This is a genomic window from Pseudomonas sp. 05N432, from assembly GCF_056396945.1.
Window position 1 is genome coordinate 151,685 of record NZ_JBFTMM010000016.1, and the last position, 13,340, is coordinate 165,024.

The window sequence follows — 13,340 nt, forward strand, 5'->3', positions numbered from 1 at the left end:
ATATGAATATCGCGCCTCGAGCGTTCCTGGGTTTTGCGTTCATTGCATTGCTGGTCATCGTGCTTGGCATCTTTGCCGTGAACCGCATGTCGATCATCCGCCAGGCCTCCATCGACATGGAAAACAATCAGCTGCCCAGCGTCGCCTTCCTTGGGAACATGACCGAGAGCGTCTTGCGCTTGCGTATCCTCTCGTTTCGCGTGCTGGTAAACCGCGACGCTGCCGGACTGCAAGACGCTGAAACCCGCATCAACGTACTCACTGACAAGGCCAGACAAGCTCAAAAGAGCTACGCAGCCCTGCCAGCCGGCCCGGAAGAAGCGGCGCTGTATAAAACCTTTGCTGCCACCCTGGACAGCTACCTGCAAGCCCAAAGCCAGATGATGGAGCTGTCGCGGCAGAACAAACTCGATGAACTGCGCAACCTGATCAATACGCGTATCAAGGACGGTACCGATCTGATGGGTGAGCAGCTGAACAAATTGATCGCGATTAACAAGGCGGGCGCAACTGAGGCCGATGCTGTAGCGGGCGACCAATATTCTTTCGCTACCAACGGCATCATCGCGGTTTCGGTGTTTGCCGCATTGGTGACGGTGCTGCTGGCCTGGCTGCTGACCCGCAGCATCGTCACACCACTGAACCGTGCGGTCGCCGCAGCTGAGTCGATTGCTGGCGGTAACCTCACCAAACCTATCGTAATTGACGGCAAGGACGAACCGGCGCGTTTGCTCGGTGCCTTGTCGACCATGCAGGCCAACTTGCGCAAAACCATCGAGCAGATCGCCGGTTCCGCGAATCAGTTGGGGGCTGCCGCAGAAGAACTCAGCGCCGTGACCGAAGAAGCGTCGCGCGGTCTGCAACAGCAAAACAACGAGATCGAACAGGCCGCGACCGCTGTCAATGAAATGACCGCCGCGGTGGAAGAAGTCGCACGCAACGCGGTGTCCACCTCCGAGGCGTCGAATCAATCGACCCAGGCCGCCCGTGAAGGTCGTGACCGCGTGGTGGAAACCGTCAACGCCATTCAGACCATGACCCATGACGTACAAAGCACCTCGCTGATGATTGAAGGTCTGGCTACGCAGGGCCGCGATATCGGCAAGGTGCTGGATGTGATCCGGGCGATTGCCGAGCAGACCAACCTGCTGGCACTTAACGCGGCCATCGAAGCGGCGCGTGCCGGTGAAGCCGGACGCGGTTTTGCGGTGGTGGCAGACGAGGTCCGCGCCTTGGCGCATCGCACCGCGCAATCGACCCAGGAAATCGAAAAAATGGTCGCCGGGATTCAAAACGGTACCGGCGAAGCAGTCGACTCCATGCAGCAAAGCAATCAGCGTACGCACACTACATTGGAGCTGGCCCGTGCGGCCGGCGTGGCGCTGGAGCAAATCACCCAGTCGATCCACCAGATCAACGAGCGCAACCTGGTGATCGCCAGCGCCTCGGAAGAACAGGCGCAGGTATCACGCGAAGTGGACCGCAACCTGGTGAACATCCGCGACCTGGCCACGCAATCGGCCGCCGGTGCCAACCAGACCAGCGCAGCCAGCCATGAGCTGTCGCGTCTGGCGGTTGATTTGAATGCCATGGTGGCGCGTTTCGTGATTTGAGATAGGGTTGAATGTGGAGTTCGCGCGACAGGAGATGTACATGCGCTATTCAGCCTTGACCCAACGAATCGCCGGCGACGGAGCCGATGCCTGGCAGATTCACTACCGAGCGCTGGAGTTGCGCGAGCAGGGCGTCGATGTCCTGCTGCTGTCGGTCGGCGACCCGGATTTCGATACGCCGAAGCCGATCGTGCAGGCGGCCATCGACAGCTTGCTGGCTGGCGATACCCATTATTCGGAGGTGCGCGGCACGCGGTCGCTGCGCACCAGCATCGCCCGTCGTCACACCCGGCGCAGCGGTCAGATGGTCGATGCCGATCATGTGCTGGTGCTGCCGGGCGCGCAGTGTGCGGTGTATTCGGTGGTGCAATGCCTGCTCGACCCAGGTGACGAAGTGCTGGTCGCCGAACCGATGTACGTGACCTATGAAGGCGTGTTCGGTGCCTGCGGGGCGAAGGTGGTGCCCATCGCGGTGCGACCGGAAAACGGATTTCGCGTTGACCCGGCGGACGTCGCCGCACGGATCACTCCCAGGACGCGCGCCATTTTGCTCAACAGTCCGAACAATCCTTCCGGGGCAAGCCTGTCGCTGCCTATCTGGCAGGCCTTGGCGCGTTTGTGCGTCAAGCATGACCTGTGGCTGATCAGCGATGAGGTCTACAGCGAACTGTTATATGAGGGGGAGCACATCAGTCCGGCCAGCCTGCCGGGGATGGCCGAACGTACGGCGACCGTGAACAGTCTGTCGAAATCCCATGCCATGACTGGCTGGCGAGTTGGTTGGGTGATCGGTCCGAAACCCTTGACTGAACACCTGGAGAACCTTTCGCTGTGCATGCTCTTTGGCATTCCCGACTTTGTGCAGAACGCAGCGCGTGTGGCGCTGGAGGCTGATTTGCCGGAGCTTGCGCTGATGCGCAACGAGTACCGTGCGCGGCGTGATCTGGTGTGCGCGCGCCTGGGCGACTGCCCGGGCATCAGCCCGGTGATTCCGGACGGCGGGATGTTCGTGATGGTCGATGTACGCCAGACCGGGGTCGGTGCGCAGGCATTCGCCGAAAAACTGCTGGAAGGTTATGCCGTGTCGGTGCTCGCCGGCGAAGCGTTCGGGCCGAGTGCGGCGGGGCATATCCGCATTGGCCTGGTGCTCGACCAACAGCAGCTGGCCGAAGCCTGCCGCCGGATCGTGCGCTGTGCAACGGAGCTGTTGAAAGCCCGGCGGACCTGAACCGCCTGGAGCTGTGTGCTGGATTTGATGGCCTATTCGCGAGCAGGCTCGCTCCCACACTTTATTTGCGTCGAGCACAGAATTCATGCCCGAAACAAATTCCCTGTGGGAGCGAGCCTGCTCGCGATAGCTATCGAACAAACACCAATACCTTCAAGCTTTCCACGCAACACCATTCACCAGATTCGCCGGCCGTTCACCCGCCAGCGCCGCGAGCAAATTGTCGACCGCACAGCAGGCCATGGCCTCGCGGGTTTCGTGGGTTGCAGAGCCAATATGCGGGGTCGCCACCACGTTGTTCAACTGCAACAACGGCGAGTCGTAGACCAGCGGTTCACGCTCGAACACATCCAGCCCAGCCGCACGAATCTGCCCTTGGCGCAACGCTTCGATCAACGCCGCCTCATCGACCACTTTGCCTCGGGAGATATTGATAAAAATGCTCTCCGGGCGCATCAGCGCAAACTGCCCGGCGCCGATCAATCCTTCGGTTTCAGCGGTCAGCGGTAATGTCAGGCAGACAAAATCGGCCTGCTGCAGCAGCGCAGGAAGGCTGCGGTACTGCGCGTTGAAACGCTGTTCCACCGCAGGTTTCGCGCTGTGGCTGTGATAGAGAATCGGCATCCCGAAACCGAAATGCCCACGCTGGGCCAACGCCTCGCCGATGCGGCCCATGCCGATAATACCCAAGGTCTTGCCATGCACATCGGTGCCGAAATGCGCCGGGCCGATGTTGCGGTTCCATTGCCCGGCACGCACCAGATTGGCCAACTCGACCACGCGCCGGGCCGTCGCCAGAATCAGCGCGAAACCGGTGTCGGCGGTGGTTTCGGTCAACACGTCCGGGGTATTGCTGAGCAGGATCTGTCGGCGGTTCAGGTAGTCGATGTCGTAGTTGTCGACGCCGACCGAGACACTGGCGATGGCCCGCAAGCGTGGCGCCAGGTCGAGCAGTTCGGCGTCCAGCTTCAGGCTGGCGCCCAGCAGACCGTGAGCGCTGGGCAGCGCATCGCGCAAGCGCTTCAGGCCCTCGGCGTCAAGGCTGTCGATCAGCGTCACCTCGGCCTGTTCATGCAAGCGGGCCATGAGTGGCGCAGAGAGTTTTTTGTACAGCACGACCTGCTTTTTCATCCGATCAGTCTCTTGTTCAATTCAGGAATGTGCCGCTACGGGCCGGGCCGTCGCACGCGAGGGTTGGGCCCGGTCGCTGGCACCGGGCTTGAGGAAAATCGTCAGGATCACCGAGAGCATCAAGGCTGCGCTCATCAACAGGTAAGAGGCGCCGGGCGAGCCGGTGGCGCTGTTCAAATAGCCGACCAGATATGACCCGCCAAACGAGCCGAGGGCGCCCATGCTGTTGATCAGCGCCATGGCACCGCCGGCGACGTTGACCGGCAGGATCTCCGGGACGATGGCAAAAAACGGCCCATACGGGGCGTACATGCAGGCGCCGGCAATCACCAGCAGCGCGTAAGACCACCAGAAGTGCTCGGCGCCGAGTGCATAGGAGGCGTAAAACGCGATCGAGGCGATCAACAACGGCGGCCAGACAAACCGTTTGCGCCGCTGAATCCGGTCCGAGCCCCAGGACACCCCGAGCATCGCAATCACCGCCGCCAGATACGGCAGCGCCGACAGCCAGCCGGCTTCGATCATGTTCATCTGCGCACCGTGTTTGAGGATCGACGGCAACCACAGCACAAACCCGTAAACACCGATGCTCCAGCAGAAAAACTGCAAGGCCAGGATGATCACTTTGGGGGAGCGGAATGCTTCGGCGTAATTCTTCACCGCTTTGATTCCGACCTGTTCAGCGACCAGCGCGCTTTGCAGGTCTTGCTTCTGCTCGTTGCTCAGCCACTTGGCGTCGGCAGGCCGATCATCGGCCAGGCGCCACCAGATAAATGCCCAGAGCACCGCCGGCAACCCTTCGATGATAAACATCCAGCGCCAGCTGAAATGCTGCACCAGATACCCCGACACCACCGACATCCAGAGCATGGTCACCGGGTTGCCGAGGATCAGAAAGGTATTGGCTCGCGAGCGTTCGGCGCGGGTGAACCAGTGGCACAGGTAAACCAGCATCGCTGGCATCACTGCTGCTTCGACCACGCCCAGCAGGAAGCGAATGGCAACCAGCATGTAGGCGTTGGAGACAATCCCGGTCAATGTGGCCAGGCCACCCCAGAGGATCAGGCTGACGAAGATCAGTTTCTTCACGCTGTGTTTTTGCGCGTAGATCGCCCCCGGCACCTGGAAGAAAAAGTACCCGAGAAAGAACAGCGCACCGAGCAGCGAGGACAGCCCCGGTGTGATCATCAGGTCGGCGGCCATCCCGGAGGCGGCGGCAAAACCGTAGTTGGCGCGGTCCAGATACGCCAGGCTGTAGGTGATAAACACCATCGGCATGATGTACCACCAGCGGCGGGTGGCGAGGTTCAGCGTTTGCATGGCAGTGCTCCTGAGCTTGTTGTTTTTGTCGCAGCAGGTAACGGTTCTGGTTCAGGTAATGCGGTGACAGTCAGGGCCTCATCGCGAGCGGACGAACGTCGCCCGGCTCTTCCCACAGTAGGTCGGTGGTGTTCACAGAATCTGTGTGTGCATGCGGTCCAGTGTGGGAGCGAGCCTGCTCGCGATTGGCGGCCTCGAACTCGGCGGATAACTGAACGCGAGTAGGCAAACCCTCCATATCCCCCCGGCTCTGTACCGCACGGCTGCCAATCCAGTTGGCCCGCCGCACGGCATCGGGGAGGCTGAAATTCTCCAGCAAGGCGCTGATCATCCCGACCGCAAAACCATCGCCGGCACCCACCGTGTCCACCACGTTGGTCACGGGCACACCCGGTACGAAACCCTGATCATGTCGGGTACGGTAATAGGCGCCGTCAGGGCCGAGTTTGATCACCACCGCCTCGGCGCCCTGATCCAGATAAAACGCCGCAATGTCGGCCGGGGCCTCGAAACCTGTGAGCAAGCGTCCCTCGTTCAAGCCCGGCAACACCCAATGGGCCAAGGCGGCGAGGCGATTGATTTCGCCGATCATCTGCTGTTCGCTGCCCCACAGTGTCGGGCGCAGGTTCGGGTCGAACGAGACGCTGCGCCCGGCTTCGCGCATGCGCGTCATCAATTCGAAGGACATCTGGCGCGCCGACCCGGACAGCGCCGGCACAATGCCGGTGGCGTGAAGATGCCGGGCTTCAAGCAGCTCAGGCACGATCGACTGCACGGACAGCAGACTGGCCGCCGAACCCCGGCGGAAGTATTCGACGCTAGGATCGCGGCCATCGTCGGCACGCGACTTGAGCTGGAAACCGGTTGGGTGCGCGGGGTCGGTCTCGACGAAACGGCAATCCAGACCTTCCTGCTCCAGGGTGTCGACTACAAACCGGCCCAGCGAATCCGCACCGACCCGGCTCAGCCAGGACACTTTGAACCCCAGTCGCGACAGACCGATCGCGACATTGCTGTCGGCACCGGCGATGCGTTTGTGGAACTGCGCAACGTCGGCCAGATCACCGCTCTGTTCGGCGACAAACATCGCCATGGTTTCGCCAAACGACAGAATATCGATCTCAGACATGAGCGCTCTCCAGCCGTGCTTGACCCAGGCGGGCGAGGGTGGCGACATGCTCGGCGGTCAGTTGCACCAGGTCTGTACCTTGCAGCGGATATTCCACCGCCCGCATCACCCCTTGGGGCATGTGCTGCAGGTGCTGTTCCCATTCCTGCAAATCACCGGGCGAGGGCGGTATGGCGACCCGTTTGCCGTCGGCACGGCGGTGGACCGCTTTGCAATGCACATAGCCGACATGCCGGCCCAGCAGGCACGCGGCGCTGGCGGCGGATTGGTCCTGCCATTGCCAGTTGCCGATATCGAAGGTCATCTGTACTGGCAGCACATGCGCTTCAATTGCGCTGAAAAACCGTTGGAACGGCTCGATGCGTCCGCCCTGCAAGGTCTGGTCGTTTTCCACCAGCAACTGCACCGGACTCTGGGACAGGCAGGAAGCCAGCGCCGACAGGGAGTGAGTGTCGGTGAAGTGCCCCAGCGAGACCTTCAGCCACTTGGCGCCAAATGCCCGGGCTCGCCTTAAGGTTTCCGGCAATTCTGGATGGGGCTGCTCCTGTCCTGTCAGCCACAGTTCCAGCGGTGAAGAAAACACGCAACCCAAGCCGTGGTATTCGATGGCCGCAGCCACTTGCGACGGCACTTCATCGGTGAGCAGTTCTTCACGCAGCTCTATGCGATCAGCGCCGGCAGCGGCCAGCAACTCGACAAAACCCAACTGCCCACGCTGGCGTACCAGTTCGGCGCCGTAGCTGGAAAGGCTGATGGAAACGGGTGATTCATTCATTGTTTTGCACCTCTGAAACCGGTTTCATTTTTGTTCAAAAAAATAGCTGATCGTTGATTTATGGGGGGATCTTGAGGGCCCCATCGCGAGCAGGCTCGTTCCCACATGGAATCGCGGTGGTGCTCTTGTGGGAGCGAGCCTGCTCGCGATGGGGCCAGAAGCATCACGCCAGGTTCAGTCGCGTCGACCCACGCTCAATCAACCGCGCCGCAAAATCCAGCGTTCGCGCCGGCCCGTCATCACCGCGCAAGCGCTTGAGCAAACATTCGAATGCGCTCGCACCAATCTCTGCCGTTGGCTGGGCGAGGGCGGTAATACCGTTGCCCACCAGCGGGTACCAGTCGAGGTCGTCGAGGGCGATCAAGCCGATGTCTTCAAACAACCTGCAACCCAACTCGCGCAAGGCATGGGTGCCGGCCAACGCGGCAATACCGTTGGCGCAAAACAGCGCTTTCGGACCGGGGCCGGGTGTGGCCAGGAAGGATTTAAGCCGTGCGCTCAGCTCGTTGCCGGTCTCAACCACCGCACCGCTCAGCCGCGTGCGCTGCTCGAGCTGCGCCTTGAAACTGTTGACCCGCTCAATCCGTGAACTGGTGCCGTCGTAGGGTTCGCTGACCAACACAATGTCGCGATAGCCGCGTGCTTCAAGATGATCCAGGGCCATCTCGACCGCCGCCGGGTTGTCCAGCCCGACCAGGTCGCTGTCCAGCAGATCGACCTTGCGATCCACCAGCACCATCGGCAGTTCACGGTGCAACTCGCGCAGCTCATCCAGGTGATGGCCAAGGGTGTTCACGATCAAGCCTTCGATGTTGTACGAGCGCAGTGCCGCCAGATGCTGGCGTTCCTGTTCATCGTCGCGGTCGGTGTTGCACACCACCAGGCTGTAGCCGTGCTGACGGCAGGCGGTTTCCACGCCATGCATCACGGCAATCGAATAGGGGTTGCGGATATCGGCCACCAGCATGCCGATCAGACGGGTACGCCCACGCTTCAAACCACGCGCCATCTGGTTCGGGCGATAGCCAAGTTCACTGATCGCTTGCTCGATGCGTTTGGCAGTGGCCTCGGACAGCAAGGCCCGGTCTTCGCCAATAAAGCGCGACACGCTGGCCTTCGAGACCCTGGCGTGTTCGGCAACATCGAGCATGGTGACGCGACCGCGCTGGGCGGCGGAAAAAGTAGTCACGGTATGAAGCCTTGTTGTTTGAGTTGTTGTGGCTGGCGCTGAAACCGGTTTCAGAAGACACCAGGCGCACGTGAACGTCAAGCTCATCGACGAAGGAAATTGTAGGAAAAGTCGGATTATACCGACAGACGGTCGTTAGACCTGTCAGATCTGACAGTAGCCGGTGTCGGGGATAGGGCGTTTAATTTTGAACAACGCTTGGTGAGTCACGACTCCAGAAGTCTTGCGAACGTGGAGACCCGCTTCGGTATTGCGCCGGCAATGAAATAGCGGGGCAACGGTAATGTGTTCTTGGGCATGAATTGGCTTGAGCGCAAAAAATTAGCTAATCAGTGATGGAGTACATGAAATGACGGCTAAAGAAAATCTGGGCCTGTTGAGCCTTGGTAAACGGGAACTGGCGGAAAAATCTCGAGATGAACTTCGGTTTTTAAGATTGGATGATCCCGGTACGCTCGCAGGCAAGACGCTTATGGATGGTCTGCTGCTCGAAAATCATGTACCGAAAGCATTGTTCGATCTGACGGATATTCTTGTCCAGCTGGAGTCATATGACTCTACTACACCCCATACTGCCGACTCCTATCAAATTCGCTTGCGTAACCCGCGTACGGGTACGACGAAGACTGTGGGCACTGGCAATCTTGGGCCAATTGCTGATCGTAAATGGCCGTTAGAGGTCAAATTTCTTTCCAGTGAGTTGCTGGACGACGATGCCAGTAAGTCGGCCACGGATTGGGAAATAGGCATCAGAGTTATAAACGGGGACACTCTAAACCCAACGACCCCGCAGTATCTATCGATAAAGGTTGACAGATTCCAACCCTATAAGAACAAGCAAACAGGTGTCGTAAGCAACCCTGTAAGGGCCACGTTTACAAACCCTGCGCCCGGCAAGGACCTGGACAGCGACTGGTTACTTCGCAACACTCACGTCGAATGTAATATTTCAACGGCCTTTAGCTATTATAGACAGGATGATGAAGTCGAAGTCTGGTTCGATGATACCTATTCACAAACAGCACCTCCGAAGGAAGTCATCAAGATTCCATTGCCTCCTAGCGGCCAGGTACGATTTCCGGTAGCAGACATTCCCGTTCCTCTGACTAATGGCACGTGGTATCTGTTCTACCGATTGAAAGACCTTGTTGGGAATTTCAGTCTGGTTTCTCTTGAACGTACAATCACGGTAAGAATCCAGCCTGATGCCGTGCTTAAACCCGTCGAGATTCCGACTGCAATCAAACCGGATGCACTTGACCTGAAAGACCTCGCGGGGCGTGTCTATGCCGAGGTGCCGCGCCCGGATAATGGCCTGAATACCGATATAATCAAACTCTATCTTGCGCCCATGACGGGGGGGATCCCGATCTTTGTCGGTGAACAGGATTTGGGTGGCCAGTCGCGGCTACAGTTCGAACTGTACTACCACGAACACCTTAAACCCTTGTTTGGTACTTCTGATATCGAAGTAGAGGTGAGGGCGTATTACGAGTTCATACGTCGCGGTGCTCCTCCACGTACTTCAATGGATACCCACGCTATCATTGACTTCGTTACTGCCGGACCGGATAAGGGTGATGAACTTCCAGATCTGGTCAGCAAACAAATGGCCAAAGTGACCGTTATGGGGGATTCCCTGACCCCCAACAAAATCACGGCAGAAGATCTGAAAGGCCCCGTCTGGATCAGTACCCCGATGAGAGCAACGGGTGACACTTGGGAGCCAGAGGCGAATGAACAGTGCTTTTTAATCTACGCAGGGCACAAGATAGGACCTATCTTACTGAGGGGTGGGGAGACTGAAATCAAGCGGCAAATTCCCGCTTCAATCATTGAAAGTGTCGGTCCTGGATTTCACAACGCGTCGTGGGACATTCAGTATGTCGATGGCCGAAATACGATGTCGTCGGAGCCGCAAGAGGTTGAAGTCGAAAAAGAACGTATTACGTTCCTTCAACCTACATTCCCGCTCAATGCTAAAGGTGATGTCAATTGCCTGAGTTTTGACGGTAATGAAGGTACCTCGGATATTTGGCTGCCTGTGACGGTTAAAATCATTTCCGCTTATATGCCAGCAGGTACTATTGTTACTGTTCATTCTTATGGTGCAAAAGAACTGGATGGGACAGACGTAATACCAGGAACCGAGTTTAAGATGCCGTACCAGATTCAAGGCAGTGAACCGGGTGGAGAGTTTGTGATCAATATTCCGTACTTGAAATACATCAAGCCCATTCAACCAACGCAAGCATCCGGACTGCCATCCGGTTCTCTCACCGTCTGGTTCGAAGTGCCTGTGGCTGGCGAACCGGTACCTTCTGACAGGAACCGGAAGAAGGTAACGCTGCTCTCTGATGAGAACTATTGCGAAGGGACTCCCAATCGTCGCCGCTGATTGAATCAATACCTTTGGGGGCGGATACATCCGCCCTTTTTTTCAAAATGAGTAAGACGAATTCCATATAGGAAAAAGATTATTCCTACATACGATTGGCGATTGTATCCGTAGTCTCTGCCTCCTCTTGCGGTGGGCTCTCCCGCCGACATCATTCAATCGTAGGATTTGAAAATATATCAGGTGGATATTTCATGAAGTATCGGTTCAATTTGAGGCCCATTGCCATTGCATTGGGTGCGCCTTCGCTGGCCATGATTTCGCTTGTAGCCTTCGAGGCTGATGCTCGGGATCTGGTGGACGAGAGCTGGACCGTCATTCCGTCAGAGGGTGCGCAAGCGTGGTCGCTGGCAAGTAACTCGGTATTGAACGTCATCAAGGGTACCGAGGCGCTTGACATCAACGCCTTGCAATCGACTGTCAATGTCAACGGGGGAGTCACCCGGCAAATTTCTGCTGAGGACGGTTCTCACGTAAACCTGGACAAAGCTTCGGTAAACGGTAATGGCGGTCGGGGGGGCGTGGAGCTGGTCAACAGCACCGCGACCATTACCGACAGCACTGTCTCCAGCGTCAATACAGGCCTGCAAGTCGCACACGAGCAAGGCACTCCTACAGGCTCTACCGCCACGGTCACGGGTAGCCGCATTATCGGGCAGACACTCGGGGCGCGAGTCACCGCCTTCAGCACGCTCACGCTTTCGAACTCGACGGTTGAAGGAGCCGGGGCTACGAGTACCGGGCTGAGTCTTTTCAGCGGTTCCGCTTCAGCCAGCAACAGTACTCACATCATCGGTGGCCATAACGGTGTGACGGTCAAGGTTGAAGTCCCGGGCGAAGGCAGCCAACTGGTGCTGGACAATTCAAGCGCGGAAGGCAAAACCGGTTCTGCGATCGTTGTGGACAATGCCGGGGCAACGAACACCATTACTGACATTCATGTCATTAACGGTTCGACCCTCAAGGGCGGCAACGGCACTATTCTTGAAGTGGCGGGAGCGGCGTCGGTCAACATGAATGTTGGCAGCAGTGCACTGGAAGGCAATGTTCAGGTGGCCGGTAACAGCACCGCCAACCTGAACTTCAACCAGGCCTCGCTGACGGGTGATGTGATCGCCGAGGCGGGCAGCACCGCTAATGTGCAGTTGCAGCAAGGTTCGCTGTTGACCGGGCGCCTGGAGAACGTCGCCACGCTCGGCATCGATCATCAATCCGAATGGGCCATGACCGGCAACAGCCAGGTCGGCGACCTGCACACCGAGGGCACTGTCAGGTTTGGTGCCGATAATGGCAATGACTACAAACAACTGGATGTCACCAATCTGTCGGGCCGCGGCCTGTTTATCATGCGCACCCACTTCACTACGGGTGAGACCGATCTGTTGAAGGTCATGGGCACCGCTACCGGCGATCATCGACTGCTGATCACCAGCAGCGGTGTCGATCCGGCCAGTGGTGAGCCGATCACCGTGGTGCGCACACAACAAGGTGGCGATGCGCGATTTTCGCTGGCCAATGCCAACAATGAGGTCGATCTGGGGACCTATTCCTATGGCTTGAGTAAAAGTGCCTCGGGCAACGATTGGTTCCTCGATCCGAGCAAGCGTAGCGTCAGTCCTTCCACTCAGGTCGTCAGTGCCTTGTTTGGCGCGCCACGCACCGTTTTGTATGGCGAAGAAGCCTTGTTGCGTACACGCATGGGCGAAGTGCGCTTCAACCCCGGCAAGTCGGGGGCCTGGAGCCGCGCTTTTGGCAGCAAGTACAACGTCGGTGGGGCATTCGGCGATAGTTATCGGCAAACGCAGCAAGGCTTCGCGTTGGGTGTCGATACGCCGTTGGGCGACGGTCAGTGGTTGCTGGGGGTGATGGCCGGTTATAGCCAGTCGAACCTCTCTTTGAACCACGGCAGTTCCGGCACTGTCGACAGCTACTCCCTGGGCAGCTACCTGACCTGGTTGAGTGAACTCGGGTATTACGTCGATAGCACCCTTAAGCTGAACCGCTTCGAGAACAAGGCGGACGTTGCGATGAGTGATGGTACGAAGGCCAAGGGTGATTATGGCAACACCGGGGTGAGCGGCTCCGTGGAGTTCGGCCGTAACATCAAACTCAAGTCTGGCTATTTCATCGAGCCCTTCACTCGCTGGTCGACCGCATACATTCAGGGCCAGGATTATGAACTTGAGAACGGCATGCAAGCCAAGGGCGACCGGACCTGGTCATTCGTGGGTAAGGCCGGGCTGACCGCAGGTCGTGACATGCCGATGGCCAGCGGTGGCACGCTGAAGCCTTATGTCCGGGCGGCGCTGGCCCACGAGTTTTCCAAAAGCGATGAGTTCAAGGTCAACGATAATGCGTTCAGCCGTAATCTCTCCGGTTCGCGCTTTGAAGTGGGAACGGGGGTTGCCATGAAACTGTCGGATCGCTGGAGTGCACACGCCGAGGTCGAGTACATGAAAGGCAAGAGCATCGAAATGCCGATTGGCGGGACGGTGGGCTTTCAGGTCAAGTTCTAATAGGGCGGGTATTTATTTATCGCCGTCCCTATCGTAAAGCC

At 58.3% G+C, this 13,340-nt stretch carries 9 protein-coding genes and 1 pseudogene; 5 read left to right on the forward strand and 5 right to left on the reverse strand.

Annotated features, from left to right (window positions below; all coding sequences use genetic code 11):
* Nucleotides 1-2 precede the first annotated feature (2 nt).
* From AC1DHT_RS18745 to AC1DHT_RS18755, 3 genes and pseudogenes are all read left to right on the forward strand, one after another.
* A pseudogene (locus tag AC1DHT_RS18745) lies at nucleotides 3-755 on the forward strand (MCP four helix bundle domain-containing protein); the annotation flags it as partial.
* A complete protein-coding gene (locus AC1DHT_RS18750) occupies nucleotides 750-1,613 on the forward strand; it encodes a methyl-accepting chemotaxis protein (RefSeq protein WP_371917664.1) in 864 nt (287 codons plus the stop codon). The pseudogene AC1DHT_RS18745 and the gene AC1DHT_RS18750, both read left to right, overlap by 6 nt.
* Nucleotides 1,614-1,653: 40 nt before the next feature.
* The gene (locus tag AC1DHT_RS18755) at nucleotides 1,654-2,841 is read left to right on the forward strand and encodes a pyridoxal phosphate-dependent aminotransferase (RefSeq protein WP_427537027.1); all 1,188 of its coding nucleotides are present in this window, start codon (nucleotides 1,654-1,656) and stop codon (nucleotides 2,839-2,841) included.
* Nucleotides 2,842-2,994: 153 nt separating this feature from the next.
* Here AC1DHT_RS18755 and AC1DHT_RS18760 read toward each other — a convergent pair whose 3' ends face one another.
* From AC1DHT_RS18760 to AC1DHT_RS18780, 5 genes are all read right to left on the reverse strand, one after another.
* Nucleotides 2,995-3,972 carry an NAD(P)-dependent oxidoreductase gene (locus tag AC1DHT_RS18760; RefSeq protein WP_427537025.1) on the reverse strand — a complete coding sequence of 326 codons (978 nt, stop codon included), beginning with the start codon at nucleotides 3,970-3,972 and terminating at the stop codon, nucleotides 2,995-2,997.
* 21 nt (nucleotides 3,973-3,993) lie between these two features.
* Nucleotides 3,994-5,292: an MFS transporter gene (locus tag AC1DHT_RS18765; RefSeq protein WP_427537023.1), complete on the reverse strand. Its 1,299-nt coding sequence runs from the start codon at nucleotides 5,290-5,292 to the stop codon at nucleotides 3,994-3,996.
* Nucleotides 5,293-5,362: 70 nt separating this feature from the next.
* Nucleotides 5,363-6,421, reverse strand: coding sequence for a sugar kinase (locus AC1DHT_RS18770; protein ID WP_427537021.1), 1,059 nt, complete (start codon nucleotides 6,419-6,421; stop codon nucleotides 5,363-5,365).
* Nucleotides 6,414-7,196, reverse strand: a complete 783-nt coding sequence (locus tag AC1DHT_RS18775; RefSeq protein ID WP_427537019.1) for a sugar phosphate isomerase/epimerase family protein — start codon at nucleotides 7,194-7,196, stop codon at nucleotides 6,414-6,416. Before AC1DHT_RS18775 ends, AC1DHT_RS18770 begins: the two co-directional genes overlap by 8 nt.
* 163 nt (nucleotides 7,197-7,359) lie before the next feature.
* Nucleotides 7,360-8,385: a LacI family DNA-binding transcriptional regulator gene (locus AC1DHT_RS18780; protein ID WP_427537017.1), complete on the reverse strand. Its 1,026-nt coding sequence runs from the start codon at nucleotides 8,383-8,385 to the stop codon at nucleotides 7,360-7,362.
* A 349-nt stretch (nucleotides 8,386-8,734) separates the two neighbouring features.
* On the opposite strand from AC1DHT_RS18780, the gene AC1DHT_RS18785 reads away from it, so the two are divergent.
* Nucleotides 8,735-10,783: a hypothetical protein gene (locus AC1DHT_RS18785; protein WP_442114576.1), complete on the forward strand. Its 2,049-nt coding sequence runs from the start codon at nucleotides 8,735-8,737 to the stop codon at nucleotides 10,781-10,783.
* 194 nt (nucleotides 10,784-10,977) lie between these two features.
* The gene (locus AC1DHT_RS18790) at nucleotides 10,978-13,299 is read left to right on the forward strand and encodes an autotransporter outer membrane beta-barrel domain-containing protein (RefSeq protein ID WP_427537013.1); all 2,322 of its coding nucleotides are present in this window, start codon (nucleotides 10,978-10,980) and stop codon (nucleotides 13,297-13,299) included.
* Nucleotides 13,300-13,340: the final 41 nt, after the last annotated feature.

What these genes read in the sequence shown, in the direction of transcription:
- AC1DHT_RS18770 (WP_427537021.1), bottom strand. Translation starts at nt 6,421, where the DNA reads ATGTCTGAGATCGATATTCTGTCGTTTGGCGAAACCATGGCGATGTTT.
- AC1DHT_RS18760 (WP_427537025.1), bottom strand. Translation starts at nt 3,972, where the DNA reads ATGAAAAAGCAGGTCGTGCTGTACAAAAAACTCTCTGCGCCACTCATG.
- AC1DHT_RS18750 (WP_371917664.1), top strand. Translation starts at nt 750, where the DNA reads ATGCAGGCCAACTTGCGCAAAACCATCGAGCAGATCGCCGGTTCCGCG.
- AC1DHT_RS18785 (WP_442114576.1), top strand. Translation starts at nt 8,735, where the DNA reads ATGACGGCTAAAGAAAATCTGGGCCTGTTGAGCCTTGGTAAACGGGAA.
- AC1DHT_RS18755 (WP_427537027.1), top strand. Translation starts at nt 1,654, where the DNA reads ATGCGCTATTCAGCCTTGACCCAACGAATCGCCGGCGACGGAGCCGAT.
- AC1DHT_RS18775 (WP_427537019.1), bottom strand. Translation starts at nt 7,196, where the DNA reads ATGAATGAATCACCCGTTTCCATCAGCCTTTCCAGCTACGGCGCCGAA.
- AC1DHT_RS18790 (WP_427537013.1), top strand. Translation starts at nt 10,978, where the DNA reads ATGAAGTATCGGTTCAATTTGAGGCCCATTGCCATTGCATTGGGTGCG.
- AC1DHT_RS18765 (WP_427537023.1), bottom strand. Translation starts at nt 5,292, where the DNA reads ATGCAAACGCTGAACCTCGCCACCCGCCGCTGGTGGTACATCATGCCG.